Annotated in this window: 16 protein-coding genes; 3 read left to right on the forward strand and 13 right to left on the reverse strand. The window is 64.6% G+C overall.

Annotation, left to right across the window (positions count from 1 at the left end; genetic code table 11):
- Positions 1-80 precede the first annotated feature (80 nt).
- The 6 genes from K5H97_RS23035 to K5H97_RS23060 all read right to left on the reverse strand — a co-directional run bounded on the left by K5H97_RS23035 (position 81) and on the right by K5H97_RS23060 (position 6,590).
- Entirely contained in the window at positions 81-629 is a 549-nt protein-coding gene (locus tag K5H97_RS23035; RefSeq protein WP_028691573.1) for a LolA-like protein, read from the reverse strand.
- A gap of 29 nt (positions 630-658) precedes the next feature.
- On the reverse strand, positions 659-1,363 hold the full coding sequence (locus K5H97_RS23040; protein ID WP_028691574.1) for a TetR/AcrR family transcriptional regulator: 705 nt from the start codon (positions 1,361-1,363) through the stop codon (positions 659-661).
- Between the two features lie 124 nt (positions 1,364-1,487).
- Positions 1,488-2,990, reverse strand: a complete 1,503-nt coding sequence (lysS, locus tag K5H97_RS23045; protein ID WP_028691575.1) for a lysine--tRNA ligase — start codon at positions 2,988-2,990, stop codon at positions 1,488-1,490.
- 93 nt (positions 2,991-3,083) lie between these two features.
- Positions 3,084-4,179, reverse strand: a protein-coding gene (gene prfB, locus K5H97_RS23050) for a peptide chain release factor 2 (protein WP_139121065.1) whose coding sequence is annotated in 2 segments (ribosomal slippage) — positions 3,084-4,106 and positions 4,108-4,179 — 1,095 coding nt in all. Because the reading frame shifts where the segments join, the coding sequence is not laid out codon by codon here.
- A gap of 128 nt (positions 4,180-4,307) precedes the next feature.
- Positions 4,308-6,017 carry a single-stranded-DNA-specific exonuclease RecJ gene (recJ, locus tag K5H97_RS23055; RefSeq protein ID WP_028691577.1) on the reverse strand — a complete coding sequence of 570 codons (1,710 nt, stop codon included), beginning with the start codon at positions 6,015-6,017 and terminating at the stop codon, positions 4,308-4,310.
- A 30-nt stretch (positions 6,018-6,047) separates the two neighbouring features.
- Positions 6,048-6,590, reverse strand: coding sequence for a YaeQ family protein (locus tag K5H97_RS23060; protein WP_028691578.1), 543 nt, complete (start codon positions 6,588-6,590; stop codon positions 6,048-6,050).
- 141 nt (positions 6,591-6,731) lie between these two features.
- On the opposite strand from K5H97_RS23060, the gene K5H97_RS23065 reads away from it, so the two are divergent.
- Complete coding sequence (locus K5H97_RS23065) at positions 6,732-7,931, forward strand: CaiB/BaiF CoA transferase family protein (protein WP_028691579.1); 1,200 nt, start codon at positions 6,732-6,734, stop codon at positions 7,929-7,931.
- A gap of 10 nt (positions 7,932-7,941) precedes the next feature.
- Entirely contained in the window at positions 7,942-8,820 is an 879-nt protein-coding gene (locus tag K5H97_RS23070) for a TIGR02285 family protein (protein ID WP_028691580.1), read from the forward strand.
- 157 nt (positions 8,821-8,977) lie between these two features.
- On the opposite strand, the gene K5H97_RS23075 is transcribed toward K5H97_RS23070, so the two are convergent.
- The 6 genes from K5H97_RS23075 to xerD form a co-directional block, all read right to left on the reverse strand.
- Positions 8,978-9,259, reverse strand: coding sequence for a DUF3509 domain-containing protein (locus K5H97_RS23075; protein WP_028691581.1), 282 nt, complete (start codon positions 9,257-9,259; stop codon positions 8,978-8,980).
- A 125-nt stretch (positions 9,260-9,384) separates the two neighbouring features.
- On the reverse strand, positions 9,385-9,750 hold the full coding sequence (locus K5H97_RS23080) for a response regulator (protein ID WP_036986284.1): 366 nt from the start codon (positions 9,748-9,750) through the stop codon (positions 9,385-9,387).
- Positions 9,751-9,905: 155 nt separating this feature from the next.
- The gene (thrC, locus tag K5H97_RS23085) at positions 9,906-11,315 is read right to left on the reverse strand and encodes a threonine synthase (RefSeq protein WP_028691582.1); all 1,410 of its coding nucleotides are present in this window, start codon (positions 11,313-11,315) and stop codon (positions 9,906-9,908) included.
- 54 nt (positions 11,316-11,369) lie between these two features.
- Positions 11,370-12,674 carry a homoserine dehydrogenase gene (locus K5H97_RS23090; protein ID WP_028691583.1) on the reverse strand — a complete coding sequence of 435 codons (1,305 nt, stop codon included), beginning with the start codon at positions 12,672-12,674 and terminating at the stop codon, positions 11,370-11,372.
- A gap of 82 nt (positions 12,675-12,756) precedes the next feature.
- The gene (locus tag K5H97_RS23095) at positions 12,757-13,506 is read right to left on the reverse strand and encodes a thioredoxin fold domain-containing protein (protein WP_028691584.1); all 750 of its coding nucleotides are present in this window, start codon (positions 13,504-13,506) and stop codon (positions 12,757-12,759) included.
- A 154-nt stretch (positions 13,507-13,660) separates the two neighbouring features.
- On the reverse strand, positions 13,661-14,557 hold the full coding sequence (gene xerD, locus K5H97_RS23100; RefSeq protein WP_028691585.1) for a site-specific tyrosine recombinase XerD: 897 nt from the start codon (positions 14,555-14,557) through the stop codon (positions 13,661-13,663).
- Positions 14,558-14,625: 68 nt separating this feature from the next.
- On the opposite strand from xerD, the gene K5H97_RS23105 reads away from it, so the two are divergent.
- The gene (locus tag K5H97_RS23105) at positions 14,626-16,446 is read left to right on the forward strand and encodes a cation:proton antiporter (protein WP_028691586.1); all 1,821 of its coding nucleotides are present in this window, start codon (positions 14,626-14,628) and stop codon (positions 16,444-16,446) included.
- A 19-nt stretch (positions 16,447-16,465) separates the two neighbouring features.
- Here K5H97_RS23105 and K5H97_RS23110 read toward each other — a convergent pair whose 3' ends face one another.
- Entirely contained in the window at positions 16,466-16,873 is a 408-nt protein-coding gene (locus K5H97_RS23110; RefSeq protein WP_028691587.1) for an acyl-CoA thioesterase, read from the reverse strand.
- Between the last annotated feature and the right edge of the window lie 78 nt (positions 16,874-16,951).

Genomic DNA, 16,951 nt, shown 5'->3' on the forward strand with positions numbered 1-16,951 from the left:
CTTGAAGCCTCATCGCGGGGCAAGCCCGCTCCCACAACCAGGAGCGGGCTTGCCCCGCGACGAGGCCGGTATGCTCACGGCTATTTACCGGAACGCTGGAAGCGCGCCACCTCGACGAACAGATCGGAGTTGGCGGGATCTTCCAGATACGCCAGCACCCGCTCGGTCGGGCTGTCGATCAGCACGCCCTCGCCGTTATCTTCCGGCACTTCGGTGTTGCGTCCGCTCAGTTCTTTCTTGGCGACAGCCTGCTGCACCTGCTCGACATCGAGGTTGTAGACCACCAGCTGCTTGCCGTCGATCACCTCGAAGCCACCGATCAGGAAATTGCCACCCAGGCGCTTGGGCACCCCGGCCGACAGGTACCAGCGGTTGCCGTGCCGGGCCACGGTGAAGGCGTATTCCTCGGGGGCCTTGCCCTGGGCACGGGCCACCGCTTTGTAGGTATTGCCACCCGCGCGGCTGATGCTCAGTTTCAGCGGCTGGCCCCAGGCATCCTTGCTGCTCCACTGCCCGAGCAGGGCCTTGGGCGCCGGCTGGTTGGCCGGCAGTGGCTCGTCGAACGTCACCAGACAACCGCCCAGCAGGAGGAATGACAAGGTCAACAACACCACACGCCAGGCTTTCATCAGGTTCTCCTTGAAAAGTCGTTCGCCACTCAGGCCGAAGCCAGCACCATCTGCAGGTATCGGACAAGGATAGCGAGCATCTGCTCATCGGCCTGCGCATTCGCATCCTTGAGCAGGCCCTGATATTCCATCTGCTCGATTATCGCCGTCAACATCTGGGCATCCTGCTCGGGCTGGCGCGAGCCGACAACCTGCAGGATCTGCCGTGCGCCATGCAGCAGGATCTGCTCGTGGGCCTGCACCAGCTCGGCCAGGCGCGGGCACAGCAGCGCCTCCTGGCGGAAGGCCTGCTCGGCCATGAGGAAGTCGCGGCGGTTGTTCAGCTGGCGCAGGACGTAGTCGGCCAGCATGCGCGCCACTTCATCGGCCAGGTGCGCCCGGGCCTCGGGGGTGCCGTCGCCCTGGGCCAGCAACTGGCGCAGCACACCTTCGGTGTTGGTCCACAGCTTGGCCATGTAAGCCGCGCTGCGTTCGACGTACTGGGCGAAGGTATCGGCCAGCAGGTCCTGGATATCCTTGAAGTAGTAGGTGGTGGCCGACAACGGCACGCCGGCCTCGGCAGCCACGGCACGGTGGCGCACGCCGCGCACGCCATCGCGCACGACGATGCGCATGGCGGCGTCGAGGATCTGCTGGCGGCGCTGCTCGCTGCCCTGGCGGACGGTCTTGCGGCCCTGATACTGCACGCTCTCGGCGACGGCGGTGGCGATACCGGCGGCACCCTGGTGGGGCATTGCGGGGGTCACTCTGGTTTACCTCACGAACAGTGGGTTGCCTGCCCGGCAATGAGGCCGGCACTGACAACATAAAGCTTCAGGCATGAAAAAGCCGCCTCGAAAGGCGGCTTGTTCAGATCGCTCAGGCCTGTGGACGCATGTGCGGGAACAGGATCACGTCGCGGATCGACGGCGAGTTGGTCAGCAGCATCACCAGGCGGTCGATGCCGATGCCTTCACCGGCGGTCGGCGGCATGCCGTATTCCAGGGCGCGGACGAAGTCGGCATCGTAGTGCATGGCCTCGTCGTCACCGGCGTCCTTTTCGGCCACCTGGGCCAGGAAGCGCTCGGCCTGGTCTTCGGCATCGTTGAGCTCGGAGTAGGCGTTGGCAATCTCGCGGCCACCGATGAACAGCTCGAAGCGGTCGGTCACGGCCGGGTTGTCGTCGTTGCGACGGGCCAGCGGCGACACTTCGAACGGGTACTCGGTGATGAAGTGCGGCTGTTCCAGCTTGTGCTCGACCAACTCTTCGAAAATCATCACCTGCAGCTTGCCCAGGCCTTCGTGGCCGAGCACCTTGGCGCCGGCTTTCTTGGCGATCTCGCGGGCACGGTCGACGTCCTGCAGGTCGGCGGCGGTGAGCTCCGGGTTGTACTTGAGGATCGAGTCGAACACCGACAGGCGCACGAACGGCTCGCCGAAGTGGAACACCTTGTCGCCATACGGCACGTCGGTGCTGCCCAGTACCAGCTGCGCCAGCTCGCGGAACAGTTCCTCGGTGAGGTCCATGTTGTCGCGGTAGTCGGCGTAGGCCTGGTAGAACTCGAGCATGGTGAATTCAGGGTTGTGACGAGTCGAAACGCCTTCGTTACGGAAGTTGCGGTTGATCTCGAACACCTTCTCGAAACCACCGACCACCAGGCGCTTGAGGTACAGCTCCGGCGCGATGCGCAGGAACATGGCCATGTCCAGGGCGTTGTGGTGGGTTTCGAACGGCTTGGCCGCGGCGCCGCCGGGGATGGTCTGCAGCATCGGGGTTTCGACTTCGAGGAAGTCGCGCTCGATGAGGAACTTGCGGATGTGCGAGATCACCTGCGAACGCACACGGAAGGTGTGGCGGGTTTCCTCGTTGACCATCAGGTCGACGTAGCGCTGGCGGTAGCGCTGCTCGGTGTCGGTCAGGCCGTGGTGCTTGTCCGGCAGTGGGCGCAGCGACTTGGTCAGCAGGCGCACGCGGGTCATCTCGACGTACAGGTCACCCTTGCCGGAGCGGGCCAGGGTGCCCTCGGCGCTGATGATGTCACCCAGGTCCCAGGTCTTGACCGCGGCCAGGGTCTCTTCCGGCAGGGTCTTGCGATTGACGTAGACCTGGATGCGGCCGGTCATGTCCTGGATGACCATGAACGAGCCACGGTTGAGCATGATGCGACCGGCGACCTTGACCGGGATGGCGGCTGCTTCCAGCTCTTCCTTGGTCTTGTCCGCGTACTGTTTCTGCAGGTCGTTGCAGTAGCTGTCGCGGCGGAAGTCGTTGGGGAAGGCATTGCCCTTGGCGCGCTCGGCGGCAAGTTTTTCCTTGCGCAGGGCGATCAGGGCGTTTTCTTCCTGTTGCAGGTCTTGCGCTTCGGTCTTGAGGTCGCTCATGTCGTCATTCTTTCCATCAGGTGTTCGTTGCCCCTGTCGGGCAGGGCACGCGATACGGGCCCTGGGCCTCGTATCGCGGCGGTGGTGTGCGGTTTACAGCCCCTGCTTGAGGCTCGCTTCCAGGTACTGGTCGAGGTCGCCGTCCAGGACCTTCTGACAGTCGCTGCGCTCCACGCCGGTACGCAGGTCCTTGATGCGCGAGTCGTCGAGCACGTAGGAGCGGATCTGGTGGCCCCAGCCGATGTCCGACTTACTGTCCTCCAAGGCCTGGGAGGCGGCGTTGCGCTTCTGCATTTCCAGCTCGTACAACTTGGCCCGCAGCATTTTCATGGCGGTGTCCTTGTTGGCGTGCTGGGAGCGTTCGTTCTGGCAGGCCACCACGGTGTTGGTCGGCACGTGGGTGATACGCACCGCCGAGTCGGTGGTGTTGACGTGCTGACCACCGGCACCGGAGGAGCGGTAGGTGTCGATGCGCAGGTCGGACGGGTTGATCTCGATCTCGACCTTGTCGTCGATCTCGGGCGAGACGAACACCGCCGAGAACGAGGTGTGGCGACGGGCGCCGGAGTCGAACGGGCTCTTGCGCACCAGGCGGTGCACGCCGATCTCGGTGCGCAGCCAGCCGAAGGCGTACTCGCCCTTGATGTGCACGGTGGCGCCCTTGATGCCGGCGACTTCACCTTCGGACAGTTCGATGATGGTGGCGTCGAAGCCGCGCTTGTCGGCCCAGCGCAGGTACATGCGCAGCAGGATGTTGGCCCAGTCCTGGGCCTCGGTGCCGCCGGAGCCGGCCTGGATGTCCAGGTAGGCGTTGTTCGGGTCCATCTCGCCGCTGAACATGCGACGGAACTCAAGCTGGGCGAGGGATTCCTCAAGCCCTTGCAGCTCGGTCTCGACATCGCTGACAGCGCCTTCATCGCCCTCCTCGACAGCCATGTCGAGCAGGTCCTTGCAGTCGGTCAGGCCGTTGGACAGTTTATCGAGGGTCTCGACCACCTGCGCCAGCATGGCGCGCTCGCGGCCCAGGGCCTGGGCGTACTCGGGTTTGTTCCAGACAGCGGCGTCTTCCAGCTCGCGGTTTACTTCGACCAGACGATCATGTTTGTGATCGTAGTCAAAGATACCCCCGAATGGACTGGGAACGCTCGGTGAGGTCCTTGATGGTGTTCAGGATCGGTTGGATTTCCATGGGCGGGCTGCTCTCGTGCGAATTCGGTGAAAAGCCCGCGAGTATAACCGAGTCTGGGGCCTGGCGGCAGACCCGCCGGGCGGTATGCGCTAATCCCTGTGCGTCCCAATCGACCCACTACGCCAGGATCAGCGTGCCTCCATGTGGGCAATCATCAACTGCACGCTCTCGTTCCCGCGAAACTCATTGACATCCAGCTTGTAGGCCAGCTCTACCCAGCGCACCGTAGGGTTCGGCCAGACCTCGCGATCGATGCCGAAGGCAATTCCGTCCAGACGCACCGCTCCGCACTCGCTCTTGAGTACCACCTTCAGGTGGCGCTCCCCCACGACGCGTTGTTCGACCAGCTGAAACACCCCATGAAACAACGGCTCTGGAAAGTGCTGTCCCCAAGGCCCGGCATTGCGCAATGCCCGCGCCAGGTCCAGGTGAAACTCTTCGACCGCCAGGGTGCCGTCCGACAACAGCCGACCAGTCAGGTCATCCTCACGCAACTGACGCCGCACCTCTTCATCGAACGCCTCGGCAAACGAAGGAAAGTTTTCGGCCGGCAACGACAGACCAGCTGCCATCGCGTGCCCGCCAAACTTGCTGATCAAGGCCGGATGACGCGCCGCCACGGCATCCAGCGCGTCGCGGATATGGAACCCCGGCACCGAGCGCGCCGAGCCCTTGAGCATCCCCTCCCCCGCATCGGCGAAGGCGATGGTCGGACGGTGGTAACGCTCCTTCAACCGCGAGGCAAGAATGCCGATCACCCCCTGGTGCCAGTCGGCGTCGAACAGGCACAGGCCATAGGGCATGGACTCGACTGGCAGGTCCTTGAGCTGGGCCAGCGCCTCGCGCTGCATGCCCTGCTCGATGGACTTGCGGTCCTGGTTCAGGCCATCGAGCTGCTGGGCCATGTCCAGCGCCAACGCCGCGTCCTCGCACAGCAGGCACTCGATGCCCAGGCTCATGTCGTCCAGGCGCCCGGCGGCGTTGAGCCGAGGGCCGAGGATGAAGCCCAGGTCGGTGGAAGTGATGCGTCGATGATCTCGCCGCGCCACCTCGAGAATAGCCTTGAGCCCGGGGCGGGCGCGGCCGGCGCGGATTCGCTCCAGCCCCTGGTGCACCAGGATGCGGTTGTTGGCGTCCAGCGGCACCACGTCGGCGACGCTGCCCAGCGCCACCAGATCGAGCAACTCACCGATGTTCGGCTGCGGCTGAGCCTCGTAGCGCCCCAGGATGCGCAGGCGCGCGCGCAGGGCCATCAGCACGTAGAAGATTACCCCCACGCCGGCCAGGGACTTGCTCGGGAACCCGCATCCCGGCTGGTTCGGATTGACGATGGCATCGGCGGCGGGCAACTGTTCGCCCGGCAGGTGGTGGTCGGTAACCAGCACCTTGAGCCCGGCGGCCTTGGCGGCCGCTACACCCTCGACGCTGGAGATGCCGTTGTCCACGGTGATCAGCAACTGCGGCTGGCGCTGCAGGGCGACCTCGACGATCTCCGGGGTCAAGCCGTATCCGTATTCGAAACGATTGGGCACCAGGTAATCGACATGCGCCGCGCCCAGCAGGCGCAGGCCAAGCACACCGACGGTACTGGCGGTGGCGCCGTCGGCGTCGAAGTCGCCGACAATGAGAATGCGCTGGCGCTGGTCGAGTGCCTCGACCAGCAGGTCCACCGCCGCATCGATACCCTTGAGCTGCTGGAATGGCAGCAGGCGCGCCAGGCTCTTGTCCAGTTCAGCCTCGGTCTGAACGCCACGGGCGGCGTACAGGCGTGTCAGCAGGGGTGGCAGGTTGCCCAACAATGGCAGGGGCGACGGCAGGGGACGGGGTTCGATACGCATGGGGTCTTCGATAATCTGGTGTGAATCAGGTCAGCCGCGCTCGCCGAGCAGCCACTGCAGCTGCACTTCGTGCTGGCCACGGTCGTCGGTGACGAACACCGTGCCTTCGCTGATCATCACATCCCACTTGATGGTGCGCGGCATGTCGGTGGCGAGGATCTCCAGCACGTCTTGCGGCACGGCGGCGATGCTCAGGTTCTTCAGGCCCTTGACTGCGCCAAGCACCTTGTTCTCCCAAACGCGCAAGCTGCCATAGGCCAACAGACTGGTGCGCTCGGTCCGCCGCGAGCACCAGGTCAGGCGGTCGGCGTCGGGCTGGCCAACCTCGATCCAGTGCAGGATGCGATCGTCCAGGCTTTTTTCCCACAGGGCCGCCTCATCGACGTCCGACAGGCCGCGACCGAAGGACAGCTGCTCGTTGTACCAGAGGGCATAGGCCAGCAGGCGCACGGCCATGCGTTCTTCGGTTTCCGAGGGATGACGGGCGATGGTCTGGCGAACGTTCTCGTACACGCCGCGATCGAGGTCGGTCAGATTCAGTTCGAACTTGTAGGTGGTGGACGGCTGGGCCATGGGCAATGGGCTTCTTGCGGGAGAAAGTCGCACAGTCTAACTGATCCGGGGCGCCAGCGCCGGATCAGACAACGCCGATATACCTGCCATCGCCGAGCTGTGATACAACCTGCCCTCACGCCCAGCCGCCACGGATGCCCCATGCCTACGCCCAGCAAACCCCTCGCCGGCCTGAAAGTCATCGAGCTCGGCACCCTGATCGCCGGCCCCTTCGCCTCGCGGATCTGCGCCGAATTCGGCGCCGAGGTGATCAAGGTCGAATCCCCCGATGGCGGCGACCCGCTGCGCAAGTGGCGCAAGCTCTATGAGGGTACCTCGCTGTGGTGGTTCGTCCAGGCGCGCAACAAGCAGTCACTGACCCTAAACCTCAAGCACCCGGAAGGCCGTGACGTGCTCAAGCGCCTGCTGGCCGACGCTGACATCCTGATCGAGAACTTCCGCCCTGGCGTGCTGGAAAAGCTGGGGTTGGGCTGGGACGTGCTCCATGCCCTCAACCCACGCCTGGTCATGGTGCGCCTGTCGGGCTTCGGCCAGACCGGGCCGATGAAAGACCAGCCGGGCTTCGGCGCGGTCGGCGAGTCCATGGGCGGGCTACGCTACATCACCGGTTTCGAGGACCGCCCACCGGTGCGTACCGGGATCTCCATCGGCGACTCCATTGCCGCGCTGTGGGGCGTGATCGGCGCGCTGATGGCCCTGCGTCATCGCGAGGTCAACGGTGGCGCGGGCCAGGTGGTGGACGTGGCGCTGTACGAGGCGATCTTCGCCATGATGGAGAGCATGGTCCCGGAGTTCGATGTGTTCGGTTTCATCCGCGAACGCACCGGCAACATCATGCCGGGCATCACCCCCTCCTGCATCCACACCACCGCCGATGGCCGTCACGTGCAGATCGGCGCCAACGGCGACGCGATCTTCAAGCGTTTCATGCAGGCCATCGGCCGCGACGACCTGGCCAACGATGCGGCCTTGACCACCAACGACGGCCGTGATGCCCGCCGCGACGAGCTGTACGGCGTCATCGACCGCTGGGTCAACAGCCTGCCACTCACCGAAGTAATGCAAACGCTGAACGAGGCTGAAGTACCGGCCAGCCGCATCTACTCCGCCGAGGACATGCTCGGTGACCCGCAATTCCTCGCCCGCGAAATGTTCCTCCAGGCTCGGCTGCCGGACGGCAAGCCCTTCAAGATGCCGGGCATCGTACCCAAGCTGTCCGACACCCCCGGGTCCGCCGAGTGGGTCGGCCCGGCACTGGGCGAACATACGGCCACGGTACTGGCCGGCCTGGGCTACGACGCTGCCGCCATTGCCCGCCTGCGCGCGGCCGGTACGGTGTGACCCACGCCCCATGGGTATCCGCCATCTGCCCATCGTACTCTGCCTGTTGCTGACCGCACTCGTGGGTCAGGTGGCCGAGGCCAGAGAACGCCTTTTGTGGCTGGTACGCGACCTGCCGCCATTCACCATCTTCGAAGGGCCGTCCAAGGGCCAGGGAGTGATCGACCAACTGTTGCCGATGCTGATCGCCCGGATGCCCGAGTACGACCACAGCATCGTCCGGGTCAACCGAGCCCGGGGCCTGCAGATGCTCCAGGAGCCCAGTTTCACCTGCGACCCGACCCTGCTGTGGACCCCCGAGCGCGCCAGATACGTGCATTTTTCCCAGCCATCGCTGGGCGTGCTCAGCACGGGTCTGATCGTGCGCAAGCAGGATCAGGCGCTGCTGGCGCCCTACCTCGAAGGCCAACAGGTCGACCTGCAGCGCTTGCTGACCGAGACCCGACTCAAACTGGGCATCGTCGCGGAGCGCAGCTACAGCACGCAGGTCGACGAGGTCCTGCGGCAACTGCCCGATACCGCCTTCAGCCGTCACTACGGCAACGATGCCACAGCCAGTCTGCTGCAGATGCAGCAATTGGGGCGCCTGCAACTGGTGCTCGGCTATTGGCCCGAGATGCGTTACCTGATCCAGCAGCACAATGGCTCGCTGGACGACTATAGTTTCCACCCCATCCTTGGCGTGAACCACTACCAATTCCTGCATATTGGCTGCTCGGACACCCCTCTGGGGCGTGAGGCGATTGCTCACATCGACCAGATGCTGCCGACCTTGCGTCGGGATACCTTGCCCGAACTTTATGCCCACTGGTTGGACCCAGGGCTGCGCGAGGGCTATTTGGAGCAGGCCAGGCATTTCTTCGAGCAGAGCGAACAGCCGCTACGCTGACGCTCCAGGAAACCTGCAGACTCGAGGCAAAAAGAAACCCCGGCCGCTGGGGAGGACGACCGGGGTCAAGCGAAAGCCCTCGGGGCTTCCAGTGACAGTCTTGACGGTACCGGAGCAAAGCACCATCGGACAGCCCTTGCTGATTCTGATGGGCGTATCAGGCAAAGGTTCCCTGCATCTGTCGTTGATGTTGCAGGGCGGCGATCACACAAGGCTGCAGGCGGCCTTCGGCGATCTGCAGGTCACGGTGCAGGCCATCGACCAGGTCGATCAGCAACTGCTGCTCCACCAACTGACGTGCGCAGACTCCGCGCTGGAGGATCAGCATCCCGTGCTCGTCATAGAGGGTCAACTGACGGCAGCCACGGCTATCGGCCGTGCCGAGCTGGGCCTGGTAAGGGGTGAGGGCTTCGTTGAGCAGTCTGCAGACTCTTTCCATCCGGATCACTCGCTGGCTAAGGTAAGGAAACTGACCTCCAGGCCCGACGGAAAGTTCGCCCTGGCCCGTTACCCTGAGCATGCGCAGCCAACGTGACAATTTCGATGCCCCCAATCGGCGGCCGACTAGAGGCGCTCCAAGGCCTGCTCCAGCCCTACCATCGACATCGGCCAGGACAGCTCCGCCAGCACGTTCAAGCCATGCTGGCGAGCTTCGAGCGCCAGGTCGATATCCCCTGCGCCGGCACACCCGACAAACAACAACCCACCCGCGCAGGAGGCCTGCACCAGGTACTTGAACAGACGCAGGGCGTGACGCCTGGGCATGCCCTGATCGAGCACCAGCACATCCACCGGCCGCTGCAGCCTCGTCGCGGCCGCTACGTCATCGGTAAGCCGGACGTTGTAGACACCCTGGGCATTGAAGGCCTGGTGCAACACCATCTGATAGTAGGGCCTGGCCTGGTGAATAAGGACATTGAGCTGATGCATGTGCCCCCCTTGGAGCATTGAGGCTTATAGGTGGAAGCATCCACTTTAGTAGGGAGAGGTATCTAACTACATGGGAAAAATCTGAAATCTCGAGCCTGTGGATGACAGGCACAAAAAAGCCCGTTCAGGACGGGCTTTCTCGTATCGGTTTGCTCTTAGAGTGGCTTGCCGCGATTGCCATGCTGGCTAACAAAGGCCTGCACCGTCTTCAGGTCGTTGGCCAGCACCGTGCAGCGCTCCTCACGGCTGAACAGGTCGCTCAGGTGCGCCGGCAGCTCCAGGGCCTTGGCGACACCAGCCTTCTCCACCGCCTCGGGGAACTTGACCGGGTGCGCGGTACCCAGCACCACCATCGGCGTATCCAGGCTGCGGCGGCACTCGCGGGCGGCCTTGACGCCGATCGCGGTGTGCGGATCGAGAACTTCACCAGTGGCCTTGAACACCTCGGCGATGGTCTCGCAGGTCTGCTCGTCGGTGACGGCCAGCGAGTCGAACAGCTTGCGCGCCTCGGTCCAGCGATCCTGCTCGACGCTGAAGCCGCCGCCTTGCTTGAAGGTGTCCATCAGTTGGGCAACTGCGGCGCCATTGCGACCGTGCAGGTCGAACAGCAGGCGTTCGAAGTTGGACGAGACCATGATGTCCATCGACGGCGACAGGGTCGGGTGCAAGGAATCCTTGACGTACTGGTTGCCGCTCATGAAGCGGTGCAGGATGTCGTTGCGGTTGGTCGCCACTACCAGCTGGCTGATCGGCAGGCCCATGTTGCGCGCCAGGTAGCCGGCGAAGATATCGCCGAAGTTGCCGGTCGGCACCGAGAACGCCACCGAACGTGCCGGGCCGCCGAGCTGCAGGGCTGCGTGGAAGTAGTAGACGATCTGGGCCATGATCCGCGCCCAGTTGATCGAGTTGACCGCCACCAGGCGGGTGCCCTTGAGGAACGACTGGTCGGCGAAGCTGGCCTTGACCATCTCCTGGCAGTCGTCGAAGTTGCCCTCGATGGCGATGTTGTGGATGTTGTCGCCGAGGATGGTGGTCATCTGCCGGCGCTGCACCTCCGACACGCGCTGGTGCGGGTGCAGGATAAAGATGTCGACGTTGTCGCAGCGGCGGCAGCCTTCGATAGCGGCCGAACCTGTGTCACCGCTGGTGGCGCCGACAATCACCACGCGCTCGCCGCGCTTGACCAGTACATGGTCGAGCAGGCGGCCGAGCAGCTGCAGGGCAAAATCCTTGAATGCCAGGGTCGGGCCGTGGAACAGCTCCATGACCCACTCGTTGCCGTTGAGCTGGCGCAGCGGCGCGACCGCGGCGTGGGCGAAGTTGCCGTAGGTCTCTTCGAGGATCTTCTTGAAGTCGGCGTCGGCGATGCTGCCTTCGACGAACGGACGCATCACCCTGAAGGCCAGTTCGTGGTAAGGCAGGCCCGCCCAGGAGGCGATTTCTTCCTGGGTGAAGCGCGGCAGGTTCTCGGGCACGTACAGGCCGCCGTCGCTGGCGAGGCCCGCCAGCAGGACGTCTTCGAAGTTCAGGGCCGGAGCCTGGCCGCGGGTACTGATATAGCGCATGGGTGCAAACCTTCGATGCTGGGCGCGGGCCGCCGTCGCGGCCCGCCGCCGGAATTAATTGAGCTGTTCGACGCGGATGCGCACGACCTTGCCGACCACGTCCTGGAGCGCTTCCAGGGCGACGATGGCGTCGTCGATGCGTTGCTCGACCACACGGTGGGTGAGCAGGATCATCGGTACCAGGCCGTCCTGCTCCTCGGCTTCCTTCTGCATGATCGACTCGATGTTGATGCCGCGCTCCGAAAGGATGCTGGCGACCTGGGCCAGCACGCCCGGGTGGTCCTTGGCCTGGATACGCAGGTAGTAGGCACTTTCACAGGCATCGATCGGCAGGATCGGATGAGCCGACAGCGCGTCCGGCTGGAACGCCAGGTGCGGCACGCGGTTCTCCGGGTCGGAAGTCATTGCACGGACCACGTCCACCAAGTCGGCGACTACCGACGACGCGGTCGGCTCCATGCCGGCACCTGCGCCGTAGTACAGGGTGGAACCAGCGGCGTCGCCGTTGACCATCACCGCGTTCATCACGCCGTTGACGTTGGCGATCAGGCGATCGTTGGGGATCAGCGTCGGGTGCACGCGCAGCTCGATGCCGTCGGCGGTGCGACGGGCCACGCCCAGGTGCTTGATGCGGTAGCCCAGGGCCTCGGCGTAGTTGACGTCGGCGGTGGTCAACTGGGTGATGCCCTCGGTGTAGGCCTTGTCGAACTGCAGCGGGATACCGAAGGCGATGGACGCCAGGATGGTCAGCTTGTGCGCGGCGTCGATGCCTTCGACGTCAAAGGTCGGGTCGGCCTCGGCATAACCCAGTGCCTGGGCTTCGGCCAGCACGTCGGGGAAAGCGCGGCCCTTGTCACGCATCTCGGTAAGGATGAAGTTGCCGGTGCCGTTGATGATGCCGGCCAGCCAGTTGATGCGGTTGGCCGACAGGCCCTCGCGGATCGCCTTGATCACCGGGATGCCACCGGCCACGGCGGCTTCGAAGGCGACGATGACGCCCTTCTCGCGGGCCTTGGCGAAGATCTCGTTGCCGTGCACGGCGATCAGCGCCTTGTTGGCGGTGACCACGTGCTTGCCGTTTTCGATGGCCTTGAGCACCAGGTCGCGGGCGATGGTGTAGCCGCCAATCAATTCGATGACGATATCGATCTCAGGGTTGCTCGCGACTTCGAACACATCAGCGGTAATGGGGGTACCGGTAATCTGGCAGTTCGGGTTCTGCGAGCGCATGGCAATCTGTGCCACTTCAATACCGCGCCCGGCACGGCGGGCGATCTCCTCGGCGTTGCGCTGAAGTACATTGAAGGTTCCGCCACCGACGGTCCCCAACCCACAGATGCCTACTTTGACCGGTTTCACTGTGAACTCCCCATAGAACGGCCGGCACCTGCGCCGACCGTGAAACATGCCGTCACCCCATGACGACGGCGTACTGAATTGATTACTTGCTCTCTGCCAGGGCCAGCTTGGCCACTTGCGGCGCCGGCTGGTAACCCGGAATCACCTGGCCATTCTGTAGAACGATCGCCGGCGTGCCATTTACACCAATCGACTGGCCCAGCTGGAACTGCTTGCTGACCGGGTTGGCGCACTTGGCGGCCTTGATCTCCTTGCCGTCGACCATCTTGTCCAGCGCCGCGCGGCGATCGCTGGAGCACCATACCGCCTGCAACTGCTCATCACCCGGCGAACCCAGCCCCTGGCGCGGGAAGGCGACATAGCGCACTTCGATACCACGACGGTTGAGCTCCGGCACTTCGGCGTGCAGCTTGTGGCAATACGGGCAGGTGGTGTCGGTGAACACGGTGATATGCGACTTGGTTTCACCCTTGGCCGGGTAGACCACCATCTCGCCGACCGGAATGCCGTTGATCAGCTTGGCAATGCCCTGGCGCTCGGTCTTCTCGGTGAGGTTGACCGGCTTGCCGTCCTGGATCTGGAACAGGTAGCCCTGCATGACGAACTGGCCGTCGGCGCTGGCGTACAGCACGCGACCGCCCTGCAGTTTGACTTCGTACAGGCCGTTGAGCGGGCTGCTGCTGACGCTCTCGACAGGCACTTCCAGCTCGAGGTTCTGCAAGGACTTGCGGATCGCCTGCTCGGCACCGGCATTGGCATCGGTGGCCGCGGCGACGGCAAAGGTACTGGCCAGCGCCAGGGCGGCGGCGGCGAAAATCTGGGTCACGCGCATGGGGTACTCCTGAAGGCGGACGGGGCCGTGGGGGCGTTGCTTGACCCTGGCGGGTGGCGAACATTCGGCCCTTGCAACAAACCGTCCAAGCCTACCACAACAAACTGGCGCAGTAGGGGTACTCAGGCACCGGTCGGCGGAACATGAAAAGCATTCATCCACGTGGATGGTGTTCGGCGTGCAACTGCTGCAGCCGGGCCTTGGCCACATGGGTGTAGATCTGCGTGGTGGACAGGTCGCTGTGGCCCAGCAGCATCTGCACCACGCGCAGGTCGGCGCCATGGTTGAGCAGGTGCGTGGCAAAGGCGTGGCGCAGCGTGTGCGGCGACAGCGGCTTGTCGATGCCGGCCACCCGCGCCTGGTGCTTGATACGGTGCCAGAAAGTCTGGCGGGTCATCTGCTCGCCGCGCTGGCTGGGGAACAGCACGTCGCTGGGGCGCCCATTGAGCAGCTCGGCGCGGCCATCGCGCAGGTAGCGTTCGAGCCACACCACCGCCTCCTCGCCCATCGGCACCAGGCGCTCCTTGCTGCCCTTGCCCATCACCCGCAGCACGCCCTGGCGCAGGTTGACCTGGTCCAGGGTCAGGCTGACCAGCTCGGTCACCCGCAGGCCACAGGCATAAAGCACCTCGAGCATGGCGCGGTCGCGCTGGCCGATAGCCTCGCCGAGATCCGGCGCCTGCAACAGGGCCTCGACATCGGCCTCCGACAGCGACTTGGGCAGGGGCCGGCCCAGTTGCGGCATGTCCACCTGCAACGTCGGGTCGACAGCGACCAGCCGCTCGCGCAGCAGGTAACGGAAGAACCCGCGTACCCCGGAAAGAAAGCGCGCGGTCGAGCGCGGCTTGTAGCCCTGGTCGAAACGCCAGGCCAGGTGGTCGAGGATCAGCTCGCGCCCGGCATCAGGCAGTGCCACGCCGTGCTCCTGCAGCCAGCCATTGAACAGCGCCAGGTCGCTGCGATACGAAGCGCGGGTGTTGTCGGACAGCCCCTTCTCCAGCCAGAGGGCATCGAGGAACTGGTCGATCAGGGGGTGGTCCAGTGCAGGCATGAAGACTCGGTGGCAAACGACGAAATGACGCTTAGTCTTTCATAACACGGCATGCAGAGGGAGCCCGCGTGAACGAACAGCAAATTCTTTTGAGTGTCGGCGGCATCGGCGCCGCCGCCCTGCTCTGCCAGTGGCTGGCCTGGCGCCTGAAACTGCCGGCGATCCTGTTCCTGTTGCTGTGCGGCATCCTCGCCGGGCCGGTGCTGGGCTGGCTGCAGCCGCAGGCGCTGTTCGGCCCGCTGCTGATGCCGCTTGTGTCGCTGGCGGTGGCGCTGATCCTGTTCGAAGGCAGCCTCACCCTGCACCTGTCGCAATGGCGCGAGATCGGCAGCGTGGTGCACCGCCTGGTCACCGTCGGCGCGCTGAGCACCTGGCTGGTGATCGCCCTGGCCACCCATTGGCTGCTGGGCTTCGACTGGCCCCTGGCGATCCTGTTCGGCACCCTGACCCTGGTCACCGGCCCCACGGTGATCGTGCCCATGCTACGGGTGGTGCGGCCGAAGGCGGCGATCGCCAACATCCTGCGCTGGGAAGGCATTGTCATCGACCCGATCGGCGCGCTGCTGGCGGTGGTGGTCTACAGCTTCATCATCGCCAGCGCCGCCGGCGAAGGCCTCAGCCACAGCCTGGCGACCTTCGCCGGGGTGATCTTCTGCGGCAGTGCGCTGGGGGTTGCCGGTGGCTGGCTGCTCGGGCAGGTCATGCGCGAACAGTGGTTGCCGGAATACCTGCACAACCTGGCCTCGCTGGCGGCGGTGCTGGGCATCTTCATCGCCGCCAACCAGATCGTCCACGAATCGGGGCTGCTGGCGGTCACGGTCATGGGCATGTGGCTGGCCAACATGCCCGGCGTGGACGTGCGGCAGATCCTGCATTTCAAGGAAAACCTCAGCGTGCTGCTGATCTCCGGCCTGTTCATCCTCCTGGCCGCGCGGCTCGACCTGCACGCGTTGCTGGCCCTGGGGCCGGCGGTACTGGGACTGCTGCTGGTGATCCAGTTGCTGGCGCGACCGCTTAACGTGCTGCTGTCGACCCTGGGCTCGCCACTGAGCTGGCGGGAACGGGCATTGCTGGCCTGGATCGCGCCACGAGGCATCGTGGCGGCGGCCGTATCGGCGATTTTCGCCATTCGCCTCGACCAGGCCGGGCACGAAGGCGCGCTGCTGCTGGTGCCACTGACCTTCGCCGTGATCATCGGCACCGTGGTGCTGCAAAGCGCCACCGCCAGGCCCCTGGCGCGCCTGCTGAAGGTGGCGGAACCGGCGCCGAGCGGGTTTCTCGTGGTCGGCGCCAACCCGCCTGCGCGGGTCATCGCCAAGGCCCTGCAGCAACTGGGTTGCCGGGTGCTGCTGACCGACTCGAGCTGGGAGAACATCCGCGCCGCGCGCATGGACAACCTGCCGACCTACTTCGGCAACCCCGCCTCGCAGCACGCCGACGCCCACCTCGACCTGGTCGGCCTGGGCCATCTGCTGGGGCTGTCACCGGCGGGCGAGCTCAACGCCCTGGCCTGCGCGCGCTTTCGCCATGACTTTGGCCAGGCCCGATTGTTCGTGCTGGCCAGCGGTCTTGAAAAAAAGCGCAGTGACAAGCATCGGGCCAGCGAGGAACATCGCGGACAATTACTCGGGTCGAGCCCGATGACCTATGGGCAACTGGCCAAGCTGTTGCACCAGGGTGCCGAGCTGTACAGCACCACGTTGACCGAGGCCTTCGGCTGGGACGACTACCAGCACCTGCATGGCCCGCGGGCCACGCTGCTGTTCGCCCGGGACGGGCAAGGCTGGGTGCATGTGGCCAGCCCGGACAACCCTCTCAAGCCGCAGCCTGGGTGGACACTGGTGGCGCTGGTGGAGCCGGAACTGACCGAGCAGCCCGTAGCGCATTGACTTACGAATGGCCCGGCAATCAGGCCAACGGCAGCACCGGCACCGGGCGCTTGTCCTCGTCGATGGCGACGAAGCTGAACACGCCATGGATCGCCCGCTCCCGCCCGTCGAGGTACATGTTCTCGACGAACACATCCACCTGCACCTGCAGGCTGGTGTTGCCGACCTTGATCACCGTGCCCACCAGCTCAACGATCGAACCGGCCGGGATCGGGTGCTTGAAGTCGATACGATCGGTGGACACGGTCACCAGTGGCAGCCGGCAGAATCGGGTGGCGGCAATGAACGACACTTCGTCCATCCACGCCAGGGCGGTACCGCCGAACAAGGTGTTGTGGTGGTTGGTGGTGTTGGGGAACACCGCTTTGGTCACGCGGGTCACCGAAAACTCGGTGCGGCGCTGGATTTCCTGGTCTCGGGTGGTCATTTTCGGTCACATCGCAAGGGCGGGTTTCAGAAAACAAAAAAGCAGCCCGAAGGCTGCTTTTTTCTCGCAAGGCGGCCT

The organism is Pseudomonas mosselii, from assembly GCF_019823065.1.
GTDB classification, from domain to species: Bacteria; Pseudomonadota; Gammaproteobacteria; order Pseudomonadales; family Pseudomonadaceae; genus Aquipseudomonas; species Aquipseudomonas mosselii.